At 48.9% G+C, this 25,708-nt stretch carries 22 protein-coding genes and 2 pseudogenes; 22 read left to right on the top strand and 2 right to left on the bottom strand.

What is annotated here, in order from left to right; all coding sequences use genetic code 11:
- Positions 1 to 301: 301 nt before the first annotated feature.
- A complete protein-coding gene (locus tag Afil_RS05180; RefSeq protein ID WP_230267504.1) occupies positions 302 to 1,465 on the bottom strand; it encodes a helix-turn-helix transcriptional regulator in 1,164 nt (387 codons plus the stop codon).
- Positions 1,466 to 3,147: 1,682 nt separating this feature from the next.
- Between Afil_RS05180 and agaB the strand changes: the two genes are divergently transcribed.
- The 22 genes and pseudogenes from agaB to Afil_RS05075 all read left to right on the top strand — a co-directional run bounded on the left by agaB (position 3,148) and on the right by Afil_RS05075 (position 24,384).
- Complete coding sequence (gene agaB / locus Afil_RS05175; protein ID WP_230267503.1) at positions 3,148 to 3,624, top strand: PTS galactosamine transporter subunit IIB; 477 nt, start codon at positions 3,148 to 3,150, stop codon at positions 3,622 to 3,624.
- Between the two features lie 30 nt (positions 3,625 to 3,654).
- The gene (locus tag Afil_RS05170; protein ID WP_230267502.1) at positions 3,655 to 4,452 is read left to right on the top strand and encodes a PTS sugar transporter subunit IIC; all 798 of its coding nucleotides are present in this window, start codon (positions 3,655 to 3,657) and stop codon (positions 4,450 to 4,452) included.
- Positions 4,442 to 5,386, top strand: a complete 945-nt coding sequence (locus Afil_RS05165) for a PTS system mannose/fructose/sorbose family transporter subunit IID (RefSeq protein ID WP_230267501.1) — start codon at positions 4,442 to 4,444, stop codon at positions 5,384 to 5,386. The genes Afil_RS05170 and Afil_RS05165 overlap by 11 nt, the downstream gene beginning before the upstream one ends.
- A 522-nt stretch (positions 5,387 to 5,908) precedes the next feature.
- Positions 5,909 to 6,760: a C1 family peptidase gene (locus tag Afil_RS05160; RefSeq protein ID WP_230267500.1), complete on the top strand. Its 852-nt coding sequence runs from the start codon at positions 5,909 to 5,911 to the stop codon at positions 6,758 to 6,760.
- A gap of 33 nt (positions 6,761 to 6,793) precedes the next feature.
- Positions 6,794 to 8,164, top strand: a pseudogene (locus Afil_RS05155) (lectin like domain-containing protein); the annotation flags it as partial.
- Positions 8,058 to 8,780 (top strand): hypothetical protein, encoded by a 723-nt coding sequence (locus tag Afil_RS05150; RefSeq protein ID WP_230267499.1) that lies wholly within the window; start codon positions 8,058 to 8,060, stop codon positions 8,778 to 8,780. The pseudogene Afil_RS05155 and the gene Afil_RS05150, both read left to right, overlap by 107 nt.
- 307 nt (positions 8,781 to 9,087) lie before the next feature.
- Positions 9,088 to 9,645, top strand: coding sequence for a GNAT family N-acetyltransferase (locus Afil_RS05145; RefSeq protein ID WP_230267498.1), 558 nt, complete (start codon positions 9,088 to 9,090; stop codon positions 9,643 to 9,645).
- An 81-nt stretch (positions 9,646 to 9,726) separates the two neighbouring features.
- Positions 9,727 to 10,443: a glucosamine-6-phosphate deaminase gene (nagB, locus tag Afil_RS05140; protein ID WP_230267497.1), complete on the top strand. Its 717-nt coding sequence runs from the start codon at positions 9,727 to 9,729 to the stop codon at positions 10,441 to 10,443.
- 311 nt (positions 10,444 to 10,754) lie between these two features.
- Complete coding sequence (gene srtB, locus Afil_RS05135) at positions 10,755 to 11,612, top strand: class B sortase (RefSeq protein WP_230267496.1); 858 nt, start codon at positions 10,755 to 10,757, stop codon at positions 11,610 to 11,612.
- A 331-nt stretch (positions 11,613 to 11,943) separates the two neighbouring features.
- Positions 11,944 to 12,111, top strand: a pseudogene (locus Afil_RS11350) (zinc-ribbon domain-containing protein); the annotation flags it as partial.
- 108 nt (positions 12,112 to 12,219) lie between these two features.
- Entirely contained in the window at positions 12,220 to 13,047 is an 828-nt protein-coding gene (locus Afil_RS05130) for a hypothetical protein (protein WP_230267494.1), read from the top strand.
- 829 nt (positions 13,048 to 13,876) lie between these two features.
- Positions 13,877 to 15,052 carry a zinc ribbon domain-containing protein gene (locus tag Afil_RS05125; protein WP_230267493.1) on the top strand — a complete coding sequence of 392 codons (1,176 nt, stop codon included), beginning with the start codon at positions 13,877 to 13,879 and terminating at the stop codon, positions 15,050 to 15,052.
- 168 nt (positions 15,053 to 15,220) lie between these two features.
- Positions 15,221 to 16,309 (top strand): undecaprenyldiphospho-muramoylpentapeptide beta-N-acetylglucosaminyltransferase, encoded by a 1,089-nt coding sequence (gene murG / locus Afil_RS05120; protein WP_230267492.1) that lies wholly within the window; start codon positions 15,221 to 15,223, stop codon positions 16,307 to 16,309.
- A 3-nt stretch (positions 16,310 to 16,312) separates the two neighbouring features.
- Positions 16,313 to 17,251 carry a UDP-N-acetylmuramate dehydrogenase gene (gene murB / locus Afil_RS05115; RefSeq protein ID WP_230267490.1) on the top strand — a complete coding sequence of 313 codons (939 nt, stop codon included), beginning with the start codon at positions 16,313 to 16,315 and terminating at the stop codon, positions 17,249 to 17,251.
- Between the two features lie 16 nt (positions 17,252 to 17,267).
- A complete protein-coding gene (locus Afil_RS05110; RefSeq protein WP_230267489.1) occupies positions 17,268 to 18,458 on the top strand; it encodes a cell division protein FtsQ/DivIB in 1,191 nt (396 codons plus the stop codon).
- A gap of 128 nt (positions 18,459 to 18,586) precedes the next feature.
- The gene (locus tag Afil_RS05105) at positions 18,587 to 18,946 is read left to right on the top strand and encodes an Asp23/Gls24 family envelope stress response protein (RefSeq protein WP_230267488.1); all 360 of its coding nucleotides are present in this window, start codon (positions 18,587 to 18,589) and stop codon (positions 18,944 to 18,946) included.
- 15 nt (positions 18,947 to 18,961) lie between these two features.
- A complete protein-coding gene (locus Afil_RS05100; protein WP_230267487.1) occupies positions 18,962 to 20,608 on the top strand; it encodes a DAK2 domain-containing protein in 1,647 nt (548 codons plus the stop codon).
- A 309-nt stretch (positions 20,609 to 20,917) separates the two neighbouring features.
- A complete protein-coding gene (locus tag Afil_RS05095; RefSeq protein ID WP_230267485.1) occupies positions 20,918 to 21,352 on the top strand; it encodes a Spx/MgsR family RNA polymerase-binding regulatory protein in 435 nt (144 codons plus the stop codon).
- 58 nt (positions 21,353 to 21,410) lie between these two features.
- Positions 21,411 to 22,316: an ROK family protein gene (locus Afil_RS05090; RefSeq protein WP_230267483.1), complete on the top strand. Its 906-nt coding sequence runs from the start codon at positions 21,411 to 21,413 to the stop codon at positions 22,314 to 22,316.
- Positions 22,317 to 22,771: 455 nt separating this feature from the next.
- Positions 22,772 to 23,584 carry a metallophosphoesterase family protein gene (locus tag Afil_RS05085; RefSeq protein WP_230267482.1) on the top strand — a complete coding sequence of 271 codons (813 nt, stop codon included), beginning with the start codon at positions 22,772 to 22,774 and terminating at the stop codon, positions 23,582 to 23,584.
- Positions 23,585 to 23,773: 189 nt separating this feature from the next.
- On the top strand, positions 23,774 to 24,124 hold the full coding sequence (locus Afil_RS05080) for a hypothetical protein (RefSeq protein ID WP_230267481.1): 351 nt from the start codon (positions 23,774 to 23,776) through the stop codon (positions 24,122 to 24,124).
- Positions 24,121 to 24,384, top strand: a complete 264-nt coding sequence (locus Afil_RS05075) for a hypothetical protein (protein ID WP_230267480.1) — start codon at positions 24,121 to 24,123, stop codon at positions 24,382 to 24,384. The genes Afil_RS05080 and Afil_RS05075 overlap by 4 nt, the downstream gene beginning before the upstream one ends.
- A gap of 152 nt (positions 24,385 to 24,536) precedes the next feature.
- Here the strand turns inward: Afil_RS05075 and Afil_RS05070 are convergent, their stop codons facing one another.
- The gene (locus Afil_RS05070) at positions 24,537 to 25,511 is read right to left on the bottom strand and encodes an L-lactate dehydrogenase (protein WP_230267479.1); all 975 of its coding nucleotides are present in this window, start codon (positions 25,509 to 25,511) and stop codon (positions 24,537 to 24,539) included.
- Between the last annotated feature and the right edge of the window lie 197 nt (positions 25,512 to 25,708).

Below are 25,708 nucleotides of genomic sequence, written 5' to 3'. Positions count from 1 at the left end.
AACTTTGGAGAAATCGATACCGAGATCGATTGCAGGGATGATTGATTCCATGAAAAAGCCTCCTTGAATAAAGGAATTATCCCAAGGAGGCGGTCGAGAAAATACCCGTCTTTTATTTGACGCTTACCGAAAAAAGGGCCGGGACAGCCCTTTTTCCAAGAAAGTTTAAGAAAGGGAATTTGATTATGAAGCGAGCCTTCTTAGCTCGCTTATAAAATACAAACTCCGTAAAAAAACATCTATTGTTATGCCTGATTTCTCATAGCCTGGAAATACATCCAGTACCTGCTCGATCCGGCGATCAAGGATGGATCGACTTGGAGTAATCCGTCGGGGAAAGACCGTACTGCTTTTTGAACTTTCTCGAGAAGTAGTGAATGCTGGTGAAGCCAAGCATGTCGCTGATCTCGGAGATCGTACGGTTGTGTTCCTGAATCAGAAGCTTTGCGTGATTCAGCTTGAGGTTGGAGATGTACTGTTTCGGACTGATGTGCAGGTTGGTCCGGAAGAGGTTTTGCAGGGAAGAGCGCGAAACCGAGAACTTAATGCACAGATCCTCGACCGTAAATGCCGAACAGATGTTGTTGTTGATGTAGACCAGAATTTCGTTGAGCAGAGTGTGTTCATAATGCTGCTGCATCGGGTTGATGCCTGCATCGACTTCTTCTTTATGGTCGAACTGGTGCAGCAGAATGATGACTTCCTTCAGATAGAGGATCGCAAGTTCCTGGTTCAGATAGTCTTCCGTTTGTACTGCCTTCATGAAGGAGCAGAGGACCTGATAAATATCTTTGCGTGTATGGAAGACACGATTGCACAGCGAATCCGCCAGCGTGTCATCCATCTTAAAGATAACGGTCAGATACGAACACGTCTGATCATGTTTTGTGTAGTGCGAGTGGAACTGTCCTGGGTAGTAGAGCATCAGATCGTACATGCTCAGGGAGTAGGCTTTGCCATCCACGTCCATTTCCATGGATCCGTGGTCAATATAAACAAGTTCATAGTACGAGTGCGCTTCACCCGGGAAAACGTAGTCTTCTTTTCGAACCTGATAAAAGGTGGTCAGGATTTCATGAATATGAAGATTGGTCACCATCGGGCTGAACGTAACTTCGTGCGCAGCCGGATGAATTTCCAGATTTGATTTACGGTAGCAGATATCAATCTCGGCATCATCTGAGATCGAAATGAAGTTAAAGAAGGTTTCGGGATTCGTTTTGACAATCCGATGGATGACAAAGTTTTCAAAAGTATCCCCGTCTTTTGAAACAGCCATCAGCACAATGCCCGATTTGCACTGGATGTAGCAGGGTTCGTTCGAAGAGTACACATGCGAGAAGCTCTTAGCCGTCAGTTTAAGAGCGTTCTGCTGGTAGTCGGCATGCTGTTCAGCCACTTCGGACAGATCGTAGAGGATCGAGCCATACGGCTGAAACTGATAATGCGTTGTTCTTTTGAGCATATTTCACCACTATTCCAAATTTTCAAGGCAAAAGTCTTCAAATACTGTTTAGAGCAACAAAGAGACTATTTTGTCTTGTTAACGCTTTCTAATACAAAAAAGTATATCCAGCGTTTGATGGGGTGTAAATGAGCCGGAAATTAAAAAGGGCAAATTTTGTAAATTTCGGTCGATATTTCACTAAAAAAGTTCAAATCTGTGGAGTAAATCGATATTTCCGTACATTAAGATTGAATAAATTAGTTCGAAGGCGAGGTGGATATTTTCGATCAATGCAAAGCAAATTTCAAAAACGGATGTTTTTCTTATTTGTATGGACAATTCTGGGCCAGAACTTGCGTTATAAAGAGAGCAGAGCTTATAAAAATACGGTCGTTGCAATTGCTAAAAACCTTAGTTTAAAACAGTAAATATTTATGGAATCTTTATGTGATGGGTGGCAGTAAACAGGGGTTAACGGTTGTAAGAGCAGATGTTCAGTCTGTTAAAGGGAGGGGACGATCTGGCTGTCCCTTCTTCATCAGACCTGGTTTTGTATGGACTTTTCCTGGCTATGGCTCCGAAAATCCGAGATTCTGTACTTTGCTGAACGCGTAACGATCAGGGCTTTCCTTATTTTCAAAGAAGCTAAGGATAAGATAAAGGTCTCGAGTCGGACTTGGGCAGGGACCTGCAGAGAAGCAGAGAAAGAAGAATCTGCAAGGGCCTGATCCAGGAATTCATTGAGCGCGTTTCCAGATCGGATCAGGCAGTAAAACGATCTGTACTCTTTCTGTCTATACGATCTGTACTCTTTCTGTCTATATGGCTGAGGTTCAATACTGTTCGAGTTCATTCGCAGAGATTCGCTGCATTCCGAATCTGCATGCATTTCGAAGTCTGTATTCCATATCCGGTCTGAATGGACAGAAAGCGCTGCGCGCCCGGTTCTGTCTGATCCAGGAACGCGAAAGCCGGGTGCTCTTTTCAGTATTGGTTTTGATCTGTGTTTCAATATCGACCGATTCCATGCAGAAGCGGATATACCGTTTGCAGAAAACGATTGAGCCGGCACTCGGATCCAGAAGGCAGGCTGCAGTATAGAACTGCACTGTTGCTTCCAGAATCTAAGATGCAGGCATTTAAGAATACTGCAGAAATACCAAATTGTAGAAAAATTCAACATTCCCCGATTCCGATAACGTTTACATTTCTTCGGATGTACCTGGGAAAGCGTTTGCCTGAACGGACGCAAAAGATTCTACTGATATTTAAATAAATCAATTTGAAAATATTATCCCAAATTATCACAAAATGTTTGGAAATTGCGGCTGTTTGTTAGATAATCCTTGTGTCATCATTCCATCCCAGATTGAAACCTTCCAATATGAATTGTTGATACAGGATAAGACGATTTGTATAAGATTGCTGTCTAAAAGAAATGATTTTTAATCGGGTGGAAATGGGCTGACTGGCATACTCTTTTCTTTTCATGAAAAGCTATGCCAATCCCTGTCTGCGAGCCCTGAGCTTTGCGTTAATTCTTCGGCATTATTTCGCAAATTTTCCGTCAAATTTGGTTTATTTGAACGAAAAATCTAAATCTTGATCCAATTTGTGCAAATGATATGGGAATGCATTGTTTATAATCGTAGATAAGAGAGTGCTTTCACAGCATAGCTTGACAGAAAGGAGAGATATAAATGCCAAACATTGTTGCGACTCGAATTGACAACCGTCTGATTCACGGACAGGTTGCAACACAGTGGGCCGGGGTGGTTGGAGCAAACCTGCTTCTCGTTGCAAACGACGCAGTTGCGAAAGACCAGTTCCGTCAGGGCCTGATGAACATGGCTGCTCCAGCTTATGCACAGACTCGTTACTTCAGCATTGATAAAACGATCGCTGTCATCAGCAAAGCAAGTCCTGCTCAGAAAATCTTCCTGATCCTGGAAACTCCTCAGGACGCGTTACGGCTCGTCGAGGGCGGCGTGCCAATCGATGTTCTGAACATTGGAAACATGCACATGCATGAAGGAAAACGCCAGGTAGCTACGAGTGTTGCGGTAGACGATGACGACGTCGCCACATTCAAGAAGCTGCAGGATCTCGGTGTTAAACTCGAAATCCAGCGCACACCTAACACAGCTAAAGAAGACGTTTCCAAACTCTTTAGCTAAATTGCACTAACAAAACAAAGGAGAAAAATTATGCAAGTCGTTTTGTTGGCAATCGTTACATTCCTGTTCGCGATTGACCAGTTTTCCCTGACTGAGATTATTTACCGTCCAATCTGCGCTTGCCCGATCATCGGTGCAATCCTGGGCGATGTAAATACCGGTCTGGTACTTGGCGGAACATACGAACTGATGATGATTGGTTCTATGCCTGTCGGCGGCGCACAGCCCGCAAACGTAGTTATCGGTGAAGTTGTTGCTATGATCTTCGCCTGCCAGACAGAGATGTCCGTAGACGCTGCTCTCGGTTCTGCTGTAATCTTCTCTGTATTTGGTACTTATGTAGTAACCATCGTGTTCACAATCGCTTCTTCCTTCAACGCATGGTGCGATGACACCTGCTCCAAGGGTGAAACAAAAGGTGTAACGAATGCTGTCCTCGCTGACGTAGCTCTTCTTGGCGGTCTGTTCGCAGTTATCGCTATCCTGGCTTACGTAGGCGGCGCTGCTATTCAGCCTGCAATGGAATCCCTTTCCACTAACGCTTCCTGGCTGATGAACGGCGGTCTCGCTGTTGCCGGCGGCATGATGCGTTTCGTCGGATTCGGCGTTCTGCTGAAAATCATGCTTTCCAACGATATGTGGGGCTACTTCCTTTCTGGATTTGCAATGGCTCTGGTTATTGGTAACATCCCAGCAGTGGCTTCCGCTACTCTCGTACTGATTGCCTTCATCGGTATCGGTATCGCATGCAGCAACTACTTCACTTCGATCAACATTAAAGAAGCTGCATCTAACGCAGGTTTAGGAGGATTCTCTGATGGCATCTAATACAGATCTCAATCTGCAGGATATGCAGTATTACACAGATCTGACTCCAGCACCAAAACTGGATAAAGGAACCCTGACGAAAATGATCTGGCGTTCCTGCAACCTTCAGATCTGCTTCAACTACGAACGTATGCAGGCTATCGGCTGGCTCTGGTCCATGCTCCCTGGTCTGAAAAAGATTCACACAAACAAAACTGACCTCTCGATGTCCATGTGTCAGAACCTGGACTTCCTGAACACGCACCCCTTCCTGGTAACATTCGTTATGGGTCTCGTTCTCTCCATGGAACAGAACAAAATGGATATCCAGACAATCCGTGCTGTACGTATCTCCACTGCTGCTCCTCTGGGCGGTATTGGTGACGCTCTCTTCTGGTTCACACTTATCCCAATTATCGCTGGTATGACTTGCGGTATGGCTATCAACGGATCGATGATGGGTCCAATCCTGTACTTCGTTGTTGCCTTCGGCATTGAAATGATTCTTCGTTACGTCCTGATGTACTGGTCTTACAACCTCGGTCTGGATGCAGTTAAGATGATGACAGCTAACGCTAAAGAATTCACACGCGCTGCTTCTATCCTTGGTGTATTCGTTGTAGGTGCTCTTACAGCTAACTACGGCGGCGGAACCACAACTGGTATCGTATTCGCTAACGGCGAAAGCCCAGTCGTTCTTCAGGATTACCTGAACCAGATCCTGCCTTGCCTTATTCCTCTGCTTCTGACTCTGCTGATGTACTTCCTCCTCAAAAAAGGATGGACACCAATCAAATGTATCCTTCTGCTCCTCGTTATCGGTATCGTAGCTGGTATGTTCGGTATCCTCGGATCCGGATATGATCCACTGATCCCAGTACCTTGGTACACATCGAAAGATGCAGCTCTGCTTGCAGCAGGCATCGACCCAGCAGCAACTGGAATGCTCTTCTAATATTTGTTAACTTGACTCTGCCGATCACTCGGCAGAGTTTTGTTTTTGCGGCTTTGAACTCGATCTGCCGTTTTCAACGGAAACGCACGAAATTTCAAAGCCGTTTTTTTCTGTCTTCCCTCGATCTCGTATTTTTAAGAGGATGTAACTTTTGATTTTGAAGAAGGCAAAATCCTGACATAAACAGTAGATACAAAAGGAGAAGCTTTTAAAACATTCCACGCTGGAAATTCCAATCCTCAATCCTGACGATAAAATGAGACCAAATCCTTTTTCCCCAGCCAAGAGACTGGCGTTGGCTTCGAGTAAAAGAAAAAGGAAGTGAATCAAACGCTTTAAAGCGAGAAGAAAGGGAGAAATCAAATGAAGGCTTCGAAATGGTTAGCCCTGCTGATCGGACTGTCGATAAGCATCGGGCAGCAGCCTGTTCAGGCAAAGGAGAGCATGGAGGATTAGGGTCAGACCATTCCCCAAAGTCCGGTCGCCGATCGACTCGATCCATCCGCTTTTAATTCAGAATATTTGAACTGGCTCAAAGATCCGCATGGACAGGCTCCTTCTTCGATGGATCTTTCGTATCTTTCCGATCATTATGCAAGGCAATATCGCAAGAATCAGAAGACGAAAACCTCGGCTAGAACGCTCCCGTTCAGATTCAGTCTGCGGGATCAGGGAAGATTGCTTCTCGTGGAAGATCAGGGATCGCTTTCGACCTGCTGGGCAATTACCGGGATAGAGGGTGCTGCGCAAACGCTATATGATCAGGAACATGGACTCCAGCTTTCTTCCTTGCATGCAGCATGGTATACGCTGACCGGGAAAGAAGAAGAGATTTTGCAGATGAATGGGGATCCGTACGGGAATGGGGGAAGCAGCAGTCTTCTTGCACCGTCATTAGCCGCCTGGAAAGGACCGATTCGGGAAGAAAAACTGCCTATGTCTGATTTTGATCGTATCCCTGACGAAAGCATGCGCTATGAAGCGGACTTTCATCTGCAGGATGCGTTCTGTCTTCCTACCTCAGCGTACGAAGATCCGGATCGAAATACTGTGGACCAGCAGATCATCAAACAGGTTGTCTATGACTACGGACCAGCCGTCATTAACGTAAACGTCGGCAACTACAGCGGCTACATCGAAGAAACGAATGCCTGGGATAACGAACCGGGACATCTAACTGATCATGTCGTACAGATAATCGGCTGGGATGACAGCTTCTCCAGAGAAAACTTTAACGAAAGTGCGCAGCCCGAACATGACGGCGCCTGGCTCGTTCAAAACAGCTGGGGGTACGACTGGGGAGAAAACGGAACTCACTGGCTCTCCTACGAAGACAGCGCAATTTCCTTTGGTACAGTTTTCCTTCTCGAATAAAATGACAACTATCAGCGCAATTATCAATACGATACCCTGGGGTGGTACACCTCCCTGGAAGGCAGCAACAATAACCCGTGTCTGGGAAAAGCAGCCAATATTTTCAGTGCGAAAGAAGATGAACTTCTTGAGGCTGCTTCGTTTTATACGACGGACGCTGGTACAGCCTATACCCTTTCGGTCTACACGGAGGTGCAGGGGGAAAATCCGGAAAACGGAAGGCTGGTCAGCCGACAGAGCGGAAGCGAGCAGTATACCGGCTATCATACGATTGAGCTCGAACAGCCAGCCGTTCTTCACTCCAATTCCCAGTTCAGCATCGTTATCGAATTTGATAATCCGGAATACGAGAATCCCATTCCTGTAGAAACGTATGGCTGTGAAGACCCGGAAGAAGACTTTGTGGAAGAAATGGGAACGGGACACGAAAGCTACGTCTACGATTATGAAAGCGCGCAATGGGAAGACGTTTACGGGATGGCCGACAGTTTTGTCCTGACCAACGTCTGCATTAAAGGCTTTACCAATCCGCTGCCAGAATCTAAAGAGGAGCTTAGCACCGTTCGTTCTTCGCAGATGGACGGGGAAGTCAACGATGGAACCCTTCTGGAACTTTCCAGTGCAGGAAATGAACCGATCGAATATTCGATGGATGGATCGGTGTTTGCCAAATACACTGCGCCGATCGAACTGCGCTTTGCTTTGCCGGACCAGACGCATATACTGCTGGCTCGCACGGTAAACGAAGAAGGTCAGACAGGAAATACGGTTACAAGAACGTATTCCAAAGCATCTGCGCAAATCGGGACGAATCGAGTTGACTCCGCACGCGCCCGACAGATCGTTTCCTTTGAAAACGGCAGCGCGACGATTGAACTTCGCAATGACGAAGAGGACATTTATGTCCAGACCATCAGTCCGGATTCGATTGCTGTAAACGGCGAGCCCGCCGAACGATTCGCCTGGTCCGATCCGATTGAACTGGAAGAAGGAGAAGAAGTAACCCTCCAAATCAGTGCAAGCGCACCAGGCAAGAAAAATTCAGAAGCAGCCCTCCATGTCCGTCGTTCGCCTCTGCACTTTGTCTATCGCAGCGAAACGATTTCGTTTGATTCGAAATATACCGTCAGCACGCTAGATGGCGATCCCATTCCGAACGGCGATTCGATCGGCCGTCTCATTGACGACGAACTTCCGGCGCCGCTGCTGCTGACGTATACAGCTGCTGACGTATACAAAGGAAGAGGGAACTTCCGTTACAGAAACCTGGACAATTCCAGCTCGATGGTCCTGGCCGGTGATCGGAATCGATTATGCGAACGAGCGGATCAATGCCATTTTTTCTCCAGGCATTCGTTACGGCTATACTCCAGATCTCAGCGATGGAATCGAATTCACCTATGATGAGATGCTTTCCGTAAAGCCTGGGGTCGATGTTTATCTGCAAAGGGATGCGACAGACTATGACTTTGCTTCTGCGATTTATCGCTTTAAAATTCCCGAACGACCGAGCGCTCTTAAACTGAAAATGGATCTGGTGACTTCCTCCACTCTGAGCGTTCAGAAAGTTGACGGCGGTATCTACGCGATTGTAAAAGCGCAAGAAGACATGAAGGATCCGGATCTGGATACCCTCGAATGGCAGGGCAGTCCGGCTTTCGTCCCTCTCGAACCCGACACGTCCTATCGGATTTACGCGTATACGCGGCCAGTGTTTAATGCGTTTGCTTCTGAGGCAGCGAGCCTGGAGGTTCGAACAAATCCAATGCAGGATCTTCTGGATACGGTATTTCGCAAAGGAGCCGTTCTGATGCAGACCAGCGAATCAAGCGCACAGTTTGGTCTGTATGAAGAAGAAATTTTTATCCATCTCACAGACGCTATCGAGATTCTGGAAGATCGTTCGTCCCATACAACGGAGCAGGCGCAAATCTGTATAGATACTTTGCATCAGGATCTGCTGGAACTGCGGCTTCTTCCGTCCAAAGAACGCCTGGATGAGCTAAAGCAAACCAGCTAAAGGAAATGGAATGAATGCTGGCAGGAAAAAAGTTGAAAACGGCTGGAGCAGAACCTCCCGGAACGGGCTGAATTTCTGCTGCAGCCGTTTTTCTGTTTATCCCTGATTATCCCCGATTCTGCTGCTTTGCATACGCCGTTATGGAATCCGCCGCCAAGTCGAAAAAGCCCGGTGAGTGGCATTTTTTGCATATCCTGTTATGGTGATCATGAATGAAAGCGCATTATGTTTCTTTTACAGTCCAAAACGGATTAATAAGAAGGAAAGAAGCGCTGCGTTTTCGCATAGAAAGCAGGTGAACGCAAATATGGAATCCCAGACAAACGATCTGAAAATTCTTCCTTTTGAAGAAGACTGTAAATACCGTACAGAAATTGAAACGCTGTACCAGAACTCTTTTCCCGATTCGGAGCGCAAGCCGTTTTCGATGATTCTCGATGGAAAAAAAGAAGGAAAAATGGAGCTCTTTTACGCCGAACTTCATGAAAAGCCGGCTGCCCTCATTTTTCTGATTCGAAATAAAAAAGCGGACATTCTCGACTATCTGGCCGTCGATCCGACGATTCGAGGCCATCGGATCGGATCTCGCATTCTGACCTGGCTGCAGGAAGTTCGAAAGCATCCGTTTATTGTTGAGATCGAAAGCACCAAGGCGCCGACAACCGAAGAAGCTGTGCGCAGAAAGCGGTTTTATCTTTCTTCTTCCATGAACGACTGCAAGACTACGATTACGCTCTTTGGCGTGCCGATGGAACTGTTAAGCTGGCCAGTACCGGTGCATTATGAGTTTTACGAATCCATTCTGGCGGACTATTTTGGAAACGATCTGATTCGCTACGTATCCAAAGGCGACGCGTCAAATTAAGCTTTTGTTTCGTTTTATCAATTTCGAAGATTCAAACGGAAGGAATCCTTTTATAATAGATGTACCTAGGAGGAAAATACTGTGAAAGTAATTGTTACAAAAGACTATGATGAGCTTTCCAAAGAAGCGTTCAAAGTCATGAAAGAAGTCCTGGATGCACGCCCAGATGCAGTCCTCGGACTGGCTACCGGCAGCTCTCCGGAAGGCCTCTATGCCGAAATGGTAAAGGATCACAAAGAAAACGGAACTTCCTACAAAGACGTTCATACCTACAATCTTGACGAATACGTAGGCATTGACCGCAACGATCCGCAGTCCTACTACACATTCATGAACGATCATCTGTTCAGCCACGTGGACATCGATCCAGCCAACACGCATGTTCCTTACGGAAGCACTGCAGAAGATGCAAAAGCCTATGACGATCAGGTAAAAGGCGTAGATATCCAGCTGCTCGGTATCGGCCGCAACGGACATATCGGATTCAACGAACCGGGCACACCGTTCGATGAAAGAACGCATATCGTTGAACTTACCGAAAGCACACGCGATGCCAACAAGCGTTTCTTCGATGACGACATCAACAAAGTACCGACACATGCTATCACGCAGGGTATCGGTACCGTTATGGATGCGAAGAAAATCCTTCTCGTAGCCAACGGCGAATCCAAAGCGGATGCAGTAAAAGCCATGGTAGAAGGACCAGTAGACACAGCCTGCCCGGCTTCTGTTCTGCAGAACCATCCAGATGTAGTCGTAATCATAGACGAAGCGGCTGCGTCCAAACTCAATCGCTAATCACAGACTTCAGTCGATCTTTCCAGATTCTGCCCCAACACTCAGATTATTCGGCAGAACCAGTATCCTATAGACTGTATACGTTCCGGCAGGCGAAAACCTGCCGGTTCTTTTTCGTTTGCGGCCAAGAGAGGCGGCTGGCGCCTTCCGTCCTTTTCTGCCTCTGTAAAATTCGCTAAGATAATCGAAGATTCAGATTCGCCCGCTGCGCTCACAAAAGAGAGCAGACGATAAGGATACAGATAAAAAAGAGACCGCTCTTTTGCTCCTTTTGGAAACTCAAATTCTGGCGAATCGGAAAGGAAAAAACTATGGATCAGAATAACCGTCCCGCTGTGGACAGCACGAATGATAATTCTGCCGCACCGCGCCGATCCAGAAAGAAAAAAGTTACGCAGATCATTCTCTATATTCTTATGGCGGTCTGCGTAGTCGTTCTTGGCGTGAGCGGCTATAAGATTTACGAAACCTGGAACGAAGAACGAACCATCCAGAAAGAAACGGATGCCTTTAACCAGTACGTTACCGGAAATAATGCCGCCGGCGATGAAAACGGTCAGATGAGCGAAGAGGCGCCTTCATTTACCGTCGACTGGGAAGGTCTGAAAGCGGCCAACCCGAACATCAACGCCTGGATTCTCGTTCCGGGAACCGGAATTTCCTATCCGGTCGTTCAGGCCATGGACAACGATTATTATTTGAATCACTCGTTCAACGGCGCCTACAACCGTCTGGGTGCTGTATTCCTGGACTGCACGCAAAATCCGGACTACCAGAACCAGAACTCGATCATTTATGCCCATACGGCTGACGTCGGCGGCATGTTTACCAACCTCAAGGATTTCAACGATCTGGAGTTTTTCAATGCCCATCCGTATTTCTGGCTGCTGACGCCGTCGCAAAACTATCGGTGCACGATCAACGCGTTTTATGCCGGAACGGATGATTCACCCATTTACACCACCGACTTTGGCGACTACCGCAAGGACATTCTTGATGAAATCCAGAATGTCTCCCTCTACTACCGTCCGCTCGAATACCGCAACCACAACTTTGTGACGCTTTCCACCTGCAACATGGATTTTGGCGTACACAGCGATCAGAGGTTTGCGCTCATGGGCATGATGGAAAAATGGAGCGCCCCCATTCCGGCACCCGAAGAAAACTAAGCCGGCAAAATTCACGAAGAATACCGTTTTGGAAGTATCCGTTCCAAACCGGTTTTGCCAGAAGATGGAGTTTATGATTCCGTCTTTTTTTGCTTCCAGTTCCCGTTTTTCAGCCGAACCGGCTAATTCGTGAAGTCAAAACAACACGTCAATTGCACTTTTCGCAAAGACGAATCACAGAAGGAAACGATGAGTAAACTAAAAAACAGCGGATGAAAAATGATCTGCCCATCGGTTCAGACCGATTGAATTCTCTTATACCCAGAAAAGAAGAAAGAACTGCGAAAAGAAAGATTATTGGATAAACGAAAATCCAGAAAGGATCCTTACGATGAAAAAGTGTCCAAAATGCGGTACGGCGAACCGGGAGGACAGCCGTTTCTGCGAGCGCTGCGGTACAGATTTAGCAGAGGCTCCAAAGCCGGAACCGACGAAATCCGATCGCCCGCTCATCTGTCCCAACTGCAATACCCCAAACCGATCAGACGATGCTTACTGTAAACGCTGCGGTAGCGCTCTGCCAAAGCGGTCCAAACCGAGAACAGCGGCAGCGCGTCCTGTACAGGCTGAGTCAAATCGGACGCAGAAGCCTGCAAATCAAAGCGTCATGCTGACGACTTCAAAAAACAAAAAGAAAACGGGTCTGTACGCGGGCATTGGGATTGCTGCTGTATTTGTGGCGGCTGTTCTGATTGGCGTATTCGTTTTTGGACGAAATTCGAATGCGTCCACTGAAAATCCTTCCGCCCAGACAGCCGCAGTAAACAAAGATTTCGAGAACAAGCAGGAAGATCGCAAGTCCGAAGAAGAGGAGTCTTCGAAGTCAATCCATTCCGATCGGGAAGATCCGGCTGAAAACGTGGCGAGGGAAGACGAACCTTCCTCTTCGCCGATTGATTCCACTCCGGACGATGTATTCGAGAAATCTTCTAGCTCAGAGACTAAGCTGCCGATAGCGCACATTACCCGGGAAAAATCCAATTACAGCGGTCCGGCGGCTGCACAGATCATTCTCGAATCCAAAGGAATCATTTCCAGTCAGGAAGAAATCGCCAATGGCATCATGATCAATGGCGTCAGCGATTTCGAAAGGCTGGCGAGCTATCTGACCCACGCATTTGACGTCAATGGCATAAGCGCACAATATACCGGCGTATATATGGACCTCTCGCAGCTGACCGTGGCGCAGGAAGACGCTCTGTTCAATTCGATCGATACGAATCTGAGCACAGGGTATCCCACGATCGTCTGCGTGAATTTCCAGACTGGCCAGCCAAGTACGTACGGTCTGATTTGTGGAAGCAAAAGCGATAATGCTGGCAGCACGATCTATACCCTGTATATTCCTGATGAAGCAGGTCATACATACGACGTGACGAAAGACGATCTCATTCAGCTGATGACCGGCACCGGCTTTTTCTGTTACCTGTATTAAAACGACAAGTATCCAAACGGCAAAGAAGCGATCCGATCCTTGCATTGACATTGAAGACATTTTAAATGGATATACACCCCCCGGCGTAACTGGATAATCGCCGGGGATTTTCTTTGAGCAGCGCTTGATCGATAAGGGAAGGGGACAAGGACAAGGCAGGAGGGAATTGCTACAGTCCGCTAAGACTCTGGCAGTCTCTGTTTTCAGAGGATATACTCCGGTCTTTGCCGGTTTTTTCGGGCTAAAAAGGCGGTATCAGCTTTATCTGAAACGGATACCGCCTTTTGGTTTTATACCGATCTGCTGCGCTTTTTGTTATTGTCTTCTCGTAGACCTTTCTTCATTTGTCTGGCGGTGAGGACGGCTTTGTTCAGCTCGAATGAGATTCATTCGGCCAGGCTTCGAGTGCGTTCTGCTGGTTCAAATGCATACCTGTATCCCTGGTCAGACCGGTCATAGAGGTAAAAACCCGCAAACACCCGCATGAAGAAAACCAAGCACCAGAAATTTACAAAGGAAAACGGTCTGGAATCATTCGTTCCAAATCGAGCTGAAAAGAGATGGAGTTTACGATTCCATCTTTTTTTTCGCTTCCAGTTCACGTATTTCAGGCAACCCGTCCATTTTTTGAAGTCAAAACTACACGTCGATTGCATTTTTCGTAAAGACGAATCGCAAAAGGAAACGATGAGCAAGCTAAAAACAGCGGATGCTAATGCGATCCGTCGATCGATTCAGACCGATCGAACGCTCTTGTGATCCAGAAAGAATAGAGCAAGACGAAAAGAAAGGCTATTCAATAACCGAAAATACAGAAAGGATCCATACGATGAAGAAGTGTCCAAATTGCAGTACGCCAAACCGGGAGGACAGCCGTTTCTGCGAGCGCTGCGGTACGCCTTTCGCGCAGGCTTCAGAGCCAGAACAGACGAAATCCGATCGGCCGCTCATCTGTCCCAACTGCGATACCCCAAATAATGCAAACGATGTTTACTGCCGACGCTGCGGAAGCGCTCTGCCAAAGCGGTCAAAACCGCAGCAGCCCTCTCAGGCCAGTCCGCGTGCAGCTGCAGGGCGCCCTGTACAGGCCGCGCCAAATCGGGCGCAGACATCTTTGAACCCACGCGCCATGCCAGCGACTTCAAAGACCAAAAAGAAAACAGGTCTGTATGCGGGCATTGGTATTGCGGCATTATTTGTGGCGGCTGTTCTGATCGGTGTATTCGTTTTTGGACGAAATTCGAATGCGTCCAGTGATCATCTTTCTGACCAGACCGCAGCCGTAAACAAAAAACTGGAAAGTCAGCAGGAAGATCGCAATTCCGCACAAGAGGAAACGTCGGCGTTCATTCCTTCCGATGGGGAAGATCGGACAGGAAACGTGACGAGTGCAGAAGAGCCTTCCTCTTCGCCGAATGATTCCAATCGTGACGATTCGTATGAGAGTCCTTCCAGCTCGGCTGACACGCTGCCGCTGGCGCATATCACCCGGGAAAAATCCAATTACACAGGTCCGGCGGTCCCCCAGATCATTCTCGAATACAAGGGCATCGTTTCCAGTCAGGAAGAAATCGCCAATAGCGTCATGATCGATGGCGTCAGCGATTACGAGAAGCTGGCAGGCTATCTGACCCGTGCTTTTGATGTCAATGGCATCAGCGCAATGTATACCGGCGTGTATCTGGAACTCTATCAGCTGACCGCGGCGCACATAGAGGCTCTGTACAATTCGATCGATACGAATCTGAGCATAGGCTATCCCACGATCGTCTGCGTAAATTTCCAGACCGGCAACTCGAACATGTACGGCCTGATTTATGGTAGTGAAAGGGATGAATCCGGATACATGACGTATCGTCTCTATGTCCCCGATGAAGCAGGTCATACGTATGATTTGACGGAAAACGATCTCATTCAGCTGATGACCGACAGCGGCTTTTCTGCTGCCTGTATTAAAACGATATATATCAACAAAGAAGCGATCCGATCCTTGCATCGGCGCTGAAGAAATTTCGAATGGATACATAACCCCCGGCGTGCCTGGATGCACGCCGGGGGGTTGCGCTGTATCGTTCGATCGGTAAGGGAAGGGGACAAGGCAGGAGGGAATTGTTACAATCCGCTAAGACTTTGTCGGCCTCTCTTTTCAGATGATATACTAAGCCCGATCCCTATGAAAAAAATATGTATAGTCACCGGGGGAACGGGAGGACACATTTATCCCGCTTTAGCCCTCGCTCAAATATGGAAAGAACAGGAACCGGATACCGATATTTTCTTTATCGGAAACGATGACCGCATGGAAGCGCAGATTGTCCCTGCAGCCGGCTATCGCTTTTTGCCAGTTCACGCCTCCGGTCTGGCCGGCAGCTTTGTCAATAAGATCAAAGCTGTTTTAAAGATGTTCAAAGCCCGTTCGAAAGCAAAAAAGTATCTGAAAGAAGAAAAGCCCGATCTGGTGATCGGATTTGGCGGTTACGTGACCGCACCGGCGGCTATGGCCGCTTCCTCTTTAGGCATTCCGTTCATGCTTCATGAGCAGAATTCCGTCATTGGAAAAGCCAATAAGCTGGTGGCTTCCAAAGCTGCCGGCATTGTCACGTGCTATGACAAGGCGCAGAAGGAGTTTGGCGATAAAAAAGCCTGCCTGCTCGGCAATCCGCGCGCCAGTCTGGCTGCTCGCGTGAAAAAAGATGAAGCCTACTTTAAGGAACTGAATCTGGATCCGAGTCTGCCGACGATTCTGATCGTCATGGGCTCGCTTGGCAGTTCTTCCATCAACAAACTGATGAAAGAGGCGCTGTCGAAAGTTGATCCGTCGCTGCAGATTGTCTACGCCTGCGGCAAGGACAACGCCGACGCGCTGCATTCGTTTGATGAATTCAAAAACGTTCATACGGTTCCGTATGTGGATGCGCTTCGTCTTTACGGCATGCTGGACGGAATGGTCTGCCGCGCCGGCGCCACAACGCTTGCGGAACTGACCGCTCTCGGCATTCCGGCTGTCATTATTCCCAGCCCGTATGTGGCGGAAAATCATCAGTACTACAACGCGAAAATGTTAGTAGATGAAGACGCCGCCATCATGCTGGAAGAAAAGGACCTCAATGCCGATAGCCTTTCCAAAGCGATTGAAACGGCGTTTCTCGATGAGAACAAAAGACAGTCTCTCAAAGCGCATGCCCTTAAAGCCGGCAAGCCGCACGCAGCACAGGATATGATCGCATGGGCCAATTCGATTATTTCCGGTCAGGAAAAATAAGCCATGATCGAAGAATCTGTGCTCGCGGCGTTTGGACGAGTCAAATGCGGCGAGCCGCTGTGCCGCCATACCACGTATAAAATCGGCGGGCCCGCTGATTTTCTCGTGGAAGTCGATACCCAGAATGATCTTCAGAATCTCGTTTCGCTTTTAGACGAAAAGAAGATTCCCTGGATGGTTCTGGGCAACGGAAGCAACGTACTGGCCTCGGATGCGCCCTATCACGGGGTCATTATCAAACTGACCGGCGAATTTTGCGCCTACGCCTTTCATGGCGAAATCCTTGAAGCCAGGGCCGGATGCTCGCTGATCGCGATCAGTCAGTCGGCGATGAAAGAGTCGCTGACCGGTCTGGAATTTGCCTACGGCATTCCCGGAACGCTTGGCGGCGGTGTCTATATGAACGCCGGCGCCTATCGCTCGGATCTTTCGCGGCTGATTGAAACGGTCACCATTCTCGACGGGACCCAGATCCGGGTGCTGTCCAAGGAAGAGATCGGCTTCGAATACCGCCATTCCATTTTCCAGAAAAAGAAGCACTGGATTGTACTTGGAGCCACTTTGCGTCTGGAAAAAGGGGATCAGGAAGAAATCCGTGCCCTGATGGATTCGCGAAAGCAGCGCCGTCTGACGAGTCAGCCGGTATCCAAGCCTTCCGCCGGATCGGTTTTTCGCAACCCTTCGATCGGGTCCGCCTGGGAAGTGGTGGACGCACTGGGATTTCGCGGAAAATACTGCGGCGGCGCCAAAGTCAGTGAAATGCATTCAAACTTCATTATCAACGAGGAGGGAAAAGCGACTGCGCGCGACGTGGATACGCTGATTCGCTCCATTCAGCAGGCGGCCCTGAAAAAACTGGGCGTCCAGCTGATTACCGAAGTAGAAAGGATCAATTGGGATGCCCAGCTCGAGCTCGAAACCAACACCCAGAGTGGATCCTGATAAACACACCAGCATTATGAATAAGGGGAAAGCCTTTCTCGAATCGCTGCGAAGCCATGACGAGGAAGACGACTATAAACCGCACAAGCCAAAACCCAGACGCAATGTGAACTGGGTATGGGCTGCGTGGGCGATTTTTGCGATGGCAGCCGTCTGCATCTTCCCGTTTACGCGGGCCTTTGAGGTGCGGGTGCTGTCCTGCGAAGGAAACTACTACTATTCCAAATCGCAGATTTACGCGCTGGCCGATGTATCAGAAAGCGGGCTGATCGGTCTTTCGTCGCCTAGCGCGATTGCCACCCGGCTCGAAGAAAATCCGCTCATCCGCAGCGCCGATGTCACCAAAAACGGAAACGATATTCGCATTGCCATAGAAGAAGAAATGATTGTCGGCTATACGCAGGACGGCGATCAGGTCACGCTCATTACCGACCAGAATGAAAAGATTCCGGTAAACAGCGATGCACTCTATAAAACGCTCGTCCACTATCCGCTGCTCAGTTCCTTAAGCGACGAGACGATTGAATCGCTTTGCGAGCAGGTGCGAAAGTATCCGAAGCAGCTCACCCGCCAGGTGTTTGACCGGATCGCGGAAATTCAGCCCTGGGCCGAGACGTATGACAAAAACATGCTGAAGCTCGTGCTCAAGGACGGCAATACCGTTTTTACCGCCCTTCCTTCTCTGTTCATGATGACGACGTACAATCAGGTCCTTGAACATTTGCAGGGCGAACAGGTCTGCCTCATTCTCGATGGGGAAAACTCCGTCGTAAATAAAGTTTCCTGTTCGTACCTGTACCTCTCTCCGGAAGAACGCGCCGGAAACCGCGAAATTCCAAAGAGCGTAATCGACCCGAATTATTCCTCCAGCCAGTCCAGCAAGGAGGACGACAAAAAAGACGAAAACAAGGATTCTCAAAAGAAGTCCGAAGACGACAAAAAAGAAGATTCCGAAAACAGGGACAGCCAGGCCAGCTCCGAAGATTCGGTGTATACCTATCCGTATGTTCCGGAACTGTACAGCGGCATTCAGACCATTCAGACGCCAAACGGCACGATGCAGGTGAACGTTGCAGCGATCAATGACTGGGAGCCGAGCGCGGTCGATAACATTCAGTATTCGCCGTCTACGAATCTTTTCCGTGCGATGGACTCGGGAACGGTTTACACGTATGACGCCGCTTCGGATACGTTCTATCCGATCTGATGTCAAAAATGACGGTCCAGCGGTTTTCTTCGCCGGTCTGTAGGATTTTTATTTCCAATGAAAAGTCGATATAATGACAGCGGTGCAGCATGCACCGCTTTTTCACATGGAAAACAGGAGGCAAAACTATGCCGATTCATAAATCTACAGAATACGGAGAGATTGAAATTTCTCTCGACGCCATCGCCAATCTCGTGGGCGGTACGATCAATGAATGCTACGGAATTATTGGCATGGCCAGCCAGAAGCTGCTTAAGGACGGCTGGGCTGAGTTGCTCAAACGGGACAACTACTCCCGCGGCGTCATCGTGCGTCAGGATGGAAATTCTCTGATTCTCGATATCTATGTCATCGCCATGCAGGGCATCAAGCTTTCCGAAGTGATGCTTGCTGCGCAGCAGCGCGTGCGCTACGTACTGGAAAAAACCCTGGAAGTTAAAGTTGAAGCAGTCAATATCTTTGTTCAGGGCGTGAAAGCAATTAAGTAAGGAGCCTTTAGAACAATGGAATTTATTGACGGCAAACTCTTTCGGGAAATGCTGCGTTCGGGCATGAACAATCTGGGCAACAACCAGGCCAGAATTGATGCGCTGAACGTATTCCCGGTTCCGGACGGCGATACCGGAACCAATATGTATCTCACTTTTTCAAACGGAGTTAAGGAAGCTCTCAAATCCGATGCCAAAGGTGTCGGCGCGATCGCCAAAGTGCTCTCCCGCGGCCTGCTCATGGGCGCACGCGGAAACTCCGGCGTTATTACTTCTCAGATTTTCCGCGGCATTTATCAGGCCGTAGAAGATCTCGATGAAATCGATGCCATGCAGCTCGCGCAGGCTCTGGTGAACGGAAGCCGTGTCGCCTACAAAGCCGTTATGCGTCCGGTCGAAGGAACCATTCTGACCGTCGTTCGCGAAGCTGCCGACTATACGTACGCCTATACCGCGACCGAAGGCATCACCGACTGTGTCGATGTCATGCGCAAAATGGTCGAAGAGGCGAAAATTTCTCTGGATACTACACCTGACCTGCTCCCTGTCTTAAAGGAAGTCGGTGTCGTTGACTCCGGCGGTGCCGGTCTTCTGGCGATTTTTGAAGGTATGCTTCTTGCTATGGAAGGCAAGCCGGTCGAAGCCGAACAGTCGACTGGATCGTCTTCGGAAGCCAGCCAGACCAAGATCGAGGGTGAAGGCGAATACGGATTCTGTACCGAATTCATTCTTCAGCTGTCCGATCGCGGCATGCGCAACTTCTCGGAAGAAAAATTCCGCGATGAGCTGTCCACCATCGGCAACTCGATCGTCTGCGTACAGGACGAAGACATTGTCAAAGTTCACGTACATACCCTGACCCCGGAAGTGGCTGTGAAAATGGGCCGCCGCCAGGGACGCTTTGTGAAGCTGAAAGTCGAAAACATGACCGATCAGCACGAAGAAATTCTCGATCAGGAAAACGAGCAGACCCATACCGCTGCGCCGAAAAAACAGGCGGAGCATAAAAAGTACGGTCTGATCGCTGTCGCTGCCGGTGACGGCATCCGCGATATGTTCAAGGATCTGCGCGTGGATAAAGTCATCTCCGGCGGACAGACGATGAACCCGTCCACGGAAGACTTCATCAGCGCCATCGAAGAACTCAACTGCGATCACGTTCTGATTTTCCCGAACAACTCCAATATCGTCATGGCCGCTCAGCAGGCCGGGGATGTTCTCGAAGACCGTGACGTTCATGTTCTTCCGGCCAAAACGATCCCGCAGGGCCTTTCCGCCTGCGTCATGTTCAACCCGGAAGCGGATCTGGAAGACAACCTGTCCGATATGAACGAAGCCATCGCGCACGTGAAATCCGGCGAAGTCACCTACGCCATCAAGGATACGACGTACGAAGGTCTGCCGATCAAAGCCGGTCAGTACATGGCGATTTTAGGCAAGGCCATCGTGGAAGCCAATGAAAACGAAATGGATACCGCCAAGGCGCTCCTATCCAAAATGCTCGCCGACGACAGCGAACTCGTTACGCTGATTTACGGCGAAGACGCCACGAAAGAACAGGCTGATGAGCTGGCTGCGTTCATTACCGATCACAGCGACGCGGAAGTAGAAGTCTACAGCGGCAGGCAGCCGGTCTACTCCTTCATCATCGGCGTAGAGTAACGGTTTATAAACCGCTCGCATCGATTGGATTTGAAATTCACAGAAAATAAAATTTCTGCATTTTCGAACCGTCAAAAGGAGCGATACCAATCGAAGAAAACACAAAGAGGCAGGAAGTTCCTGCCTTTTTCGTTTTTGAGCAGAAAAGCCTCTGAATGGCACGAAAATAGAAATAGATGTATTCTCTAATCTTATTTAGTCACATTCCCAAACATGTACGGATTATGGTGTTACCATTAACATGTAAATTTGATCAAGGGAAAAGCCAGCGCATGCAGGTGAACACCAGATCAAAAAAGCGAGGTTCTTATGGTCATTGTCTATACATCCCCTGGCTGCGCCAGCTGCCGGAAAGCAAAACGCTGGCTAACAGAAAATCACATTTCCTATCTGGAAAAAAACATCTTTTCCAACTTAATGCTCGAATCCGAAATCAAATATCTTCTTTCACGGTGTGAAAACGGTACGACGGATATTATCTCGACCCGTTCCAAGGCTTTTCAATCTTTGAAAAAAGACATTAACGATTACACGGTTCGCGAGCTGATCGTGCTCATTCAGCGCAATCCGTCCATTTTAAAGCGGCCGATCATGCTTTCGGAACGCACAATGGTCGTCGGCTACGATGACGACGAAATCACCGCGCTCATTCCGCAGGGAAACCGCGAATCCCAGCGCGACGAAATGCCGGGAACGCTCTCTCTTCCCGCAGCACAATGTACGTCCGGCGTTCGCCGAATTTAATTCCCGGCTCGTCTGGCTATGTTAAACTGATCATAGTCAGCCCAAGGAGGGACATTTTATGAAATATGCTGTAGGCATTGATATCGGCGGCACCAATGCGCGTGTTGCTCTTGTGGACGAAAACCTCAACCTTGTGGAACGCGTCCAGTTCCGTACGAATACGGAAGATCCAAACGAAACCTTTTCCAAAATTGCAGAAACCATTAAAGGCTTTGGCAAGGACATTGTCGGTGTCGGCATTTCCTGCCCAGGACCGCTCGATCTGAAAAACGGATGCATCCTTACGACGCCAAACCTTGGTCAGGCGTGGTGGGGATTCCCGATTCCGCAGACCATTTCTGAAGCCACTGGCCTTCCGGTCTATCTGGAAAATGACGCCAACCTGGCCGCACTGGCGGAAGCGGTTGTCGGCGAAGGCAAGGACAAACGCTACGTTCAGTATCTGACCATTTCGACGGGCGTCGGATCCGGCCAGATCATCGATAAGAAAATTTACGACGGCGCACATGGTTTCGCCCATGAAATCGCCAACTGCATTCTCTGGAAAGACGGTCCGCAGCACGGACGTCTGCTCAACGGTGCAGTCGAAGCCATCTGCTCTGGTACCGCGATTACAACTCGTGCCCAGAAAGCCAACCTCGAAGTGAAACACGCCGGCGAAGTCAACGATCTCGCCGTTGCCGGAAATCCAGTCGCTCAGGAAATCATGGAAGACACCAAGGATTACCTGGCCAACATGATCGCCTGCCTGATCGCCGTCACCGACCCGGAAATCGTCATCCTCGGCGGTTCGGTTGCAACCAAGATCAAAGGCTTCACGAAAGACGTCGAAGACCGCGTGAAGAAAAAAGTTCACGGACCGGTTGTTCCTTACGTAGACGTGCGTACAACAACCCTTTCCGAAGACTCCGGCCTGATCGGTGCAGCCTATCTGGCGTTCTCCAAAGCCGAAGAAAACGCATAATCCGGATTCAGAAAAACGCCTGTCGTTTCAGCAGAATCCATTCGGTTCAAAAACCCATACCCAATCGATCGAACGAAGCTCCGAACGCCCGACGGTTTTCGGGGCTTTTCCTATCGAATGGTCTCTCACCAAGACAGGGGCAGAATTTGTTTATCATACGCCTGGCGGTCCAAGCCGTCTCTTAAAGGATCTGGATGGAACGGCGTACCGGCTGCGGCCGTTCGAGTTTACGTTCAGAATCCGACATTCCTGATGCGCAAATCGGATCGGAATAACAAAATTCAGTCTTCTGAATGACAGCGCTTACCGAAAGCAACGCGCGCCGATTGTCAAGAATGGTAAGTGCTTACATGAGAATTTTGTGCAAAATGTGTAAAAAAGGGGGACATTCGCTTTTTTTTCGCTATCGTTATATCGATCTTCACTTTTTGGAGAGATGGAGTGCGAAAAGAATCATGGTTTATGTAACAAGCGATCTGCATGGAGCCTTCGATATCCGGAAAATCAATCCGAGAGAATCGGAAGTCGCCCAGAAAATGCAGGCGGGGGATTATCTCATCGTCTGCGGCGATTTCGGATGCGTCTGGGACGGGGCGTCCAATGACAACTTCTGGCTTAACTGGCTGGAATCTCTGCCCTGGACAACTCTGTTCATCGACGGCAATCACGAAAATTTCAGTATTCTCAATGCCTACCCGCAGGAGGAGTGGAACGGCGGAAAAATCCACCGCATCCGTTCAAATGTGATCCATCTGATGCGCGGCGAAATTTATCATTTTGACAATAAGACCTGGCTCGCCTTAGGCGGCGGCTACAGCCACGATCATGCCTTTCGCAGCGAAGGCGTGAACTGGTGGAAGCAGGAAATCATGAATCAGGAAGAAGCGCAGCACGCGCTCGACAACCTGGCCAAAGCCGGCTGGAAGGCGGATGTGATTCTTTCGCATGACGTGTACGCCTCCCATCCTTTAGCCAATACGTATGAACTCGAGCTCGAACGCTATGAAGCCGATCAGGTTCAGCAGCTCGAATTCCTGGAAGAAATCCGTAAGAAGACAGACTACAAAATCTGGCTTTGCGGCCATTACCACAAGGATCTGCTGACGTTTACCGACGGCCGTCCCTGCCGCATGCTCTTTGATGACGTGCGTACGATCGATGAACTGCTTGAAGAAAGCCAGAAAGCCGCTTCGGACAAAAAAGCCGAATGCCCCTCGGAGAGCGTAAAGCCGGCGGTTTCAAAAGGCAGCGCGCTTGCTTCGTGCTGATGCATGTAAAGCCAGCTGGCCAAATCCAAATCGAAATCCCATTTTATTTCCATACCCGCATATCAAGGACAGACGCGAATTTTGCTCTGTCCTTTTTGTCTGGTCCTTTTGATCTGGCAAGGGATCTGACGAAAATCATACAAGGGCACCCAGAAGAACATCGTTTTACGCGCGTGCTAGTCTGAAATCATGAATACAGATTTATACCAGACACAAGAACGTCCGGGCTGGACCATCGCGTTTGTAAGCCGCGGATGCCGCAAGTATCTGCAGAAAAATCCTGCGCTGACTTCGAAAATCGCGGATGTTCTTTCCCGTCAGGGTGAAAACGGCTTTTATCACGCCAAACTCGCTTCCAGAAAGAAATGGCAGGATCTGCCGGTTCTGGAATGTCGGATCAACGATCCCGCCGTTAAAGCATGCCGGGCCGCATTTGCCGTTAAGGATTCCACGATTTATGTTCTCTATCTTTCCGGAACGCTTCTGAAAAAAGAGTTCACGCAGGAGATGGATTCCTTTTTGAAAGGGGAAGCGGCATGAAAATGATTTCCGTACGTGAAGCACAGGTGAAATGGATGAACGCTCCCAAATCGAGCCGGCTTTCCTCGCTTCGCCTTCTCACGTTTAAAAAGGACCGCTCGGTCTGCCTGAAAAAAGAAAACGGTCAGTTTCTTCTTGTTGAAGACGGCTATCTTCATCAGGAAATCGAACTGCCTGCTGACGGCTATAAGAAACTTCTCAAGCAAGCCTTTGCCCGGGAATTCCCGCGCAGCAGCCGGCTGTACATTCAGGAAAACTGAACGAAGGGATCCCCAAATCATTCATAGCGCTGTATGCAGAAACAGGCCGCCTCTTTTCGAAAGAGACGGCCTGTCTGACTTTATGGATAGTGAACTTGTGATTTGGATGGAACAGGGAATGAATCATGAACCGCTGGATTCAGCTCATGCGTTTAGTCGTTGAGATCGATGATGTCGCCCAGGTTTTCCTGAATGGTCTTGACCAGCGTATCGAACGAATTGTTGAAGCGATTCTGATCGTTTTCGTTTAACGGCAGCGTCAGAATCTGCGTCGCTCCGTCGGATCCAATGACGGTTGGCGTACCGATGAAGTAGCCGGACTTGCCGTATTCGCCGTTCTGATAGGAAGAAACGGGGAGAATGCAGCGCTCGTTGTTGAGGATCGCCGTAACGATTCGGCGCAGAGCCAGGCCGATTCCGTAATACGTTGCTTTTTTCAGATCAATGATTTTGTACGCCTTATCGCGGACGTCTTCATAAATAGTCTGCAGACGGGCGAGAGAAATGTTCTTTTCATCGAGGTATTCGAGCAGGGACTTGCATCCGATGTAGCTGTTGGTCCAGCTGATGAAGGACGAGTCGCCGTGTTCGCCCAGAATGTAGGCGTGAATATTGGATGGCGCAAAGCCCAGTTCATCGCCGAGTTCTACTCGCAGGCGCGCGGTATCGAGAACGGTACCGGAACCAATGACGTGTTCCTTCGGCAGCCCGGACGCTTTCCAGGCGACGTACGTCATGATGTCGACCGGGTTGTTGGCAACGAGCAGAATGCCGTTGAATTTGTTTTTCTTCAGTTCTTCGCAAACCCCTTTGGTGATCTGCGCATTAATTTTTACCAGTTCCAGACGGGACTGTCCCGGACGCTGCGCTGCGCCGGCGGTCAGAACGACCACGTTGCAGTATTCCGCATCCGCGTAGGAGCCGGAGTAGACTTTCATTTTTGTGTCGGCATAAACCAGACCGTCGGTCAGGTCCATGGCTTCGCCTTTCGCCTTGTCCGCATTCACGTCCACCAGAACCATTTCGTCGATTCCTTTTTCATGAAGCATGGAATAGGCGAAGGACATTCCGACAAAGCCGGTTCCGACCAGCATAATTCTTCGTTTTGAAATCAGATTGTCTGCCATGAGTTAACCTCCCTTAATTACTGACTCCATTATAAGTCCGGACAAACTTCTGATCGTCCAAGTGCCCGCCTAAACGACACGAAACGTGAAATAATTCACAATTCAGTGGATTTCCGGGAAATGATAAACGCTTGCCCAGTGAGTAAAAAACAACACTTCCCGATAAAATTTCTGCACAGGTCGAAAAAGGAATTGTC

Source organism: Allobaculum fili (assembly GCF_020969955.1).
Lineage (GTDB): Bacteria > Bacillota_I > Bacilli_A > Erysipelotrichales > Erysipelotrichaceae > Allobaculum > Allobaculum fili.
This window is presented reverse-complemented; position numbering and strand designations above follow the sequence as displayed.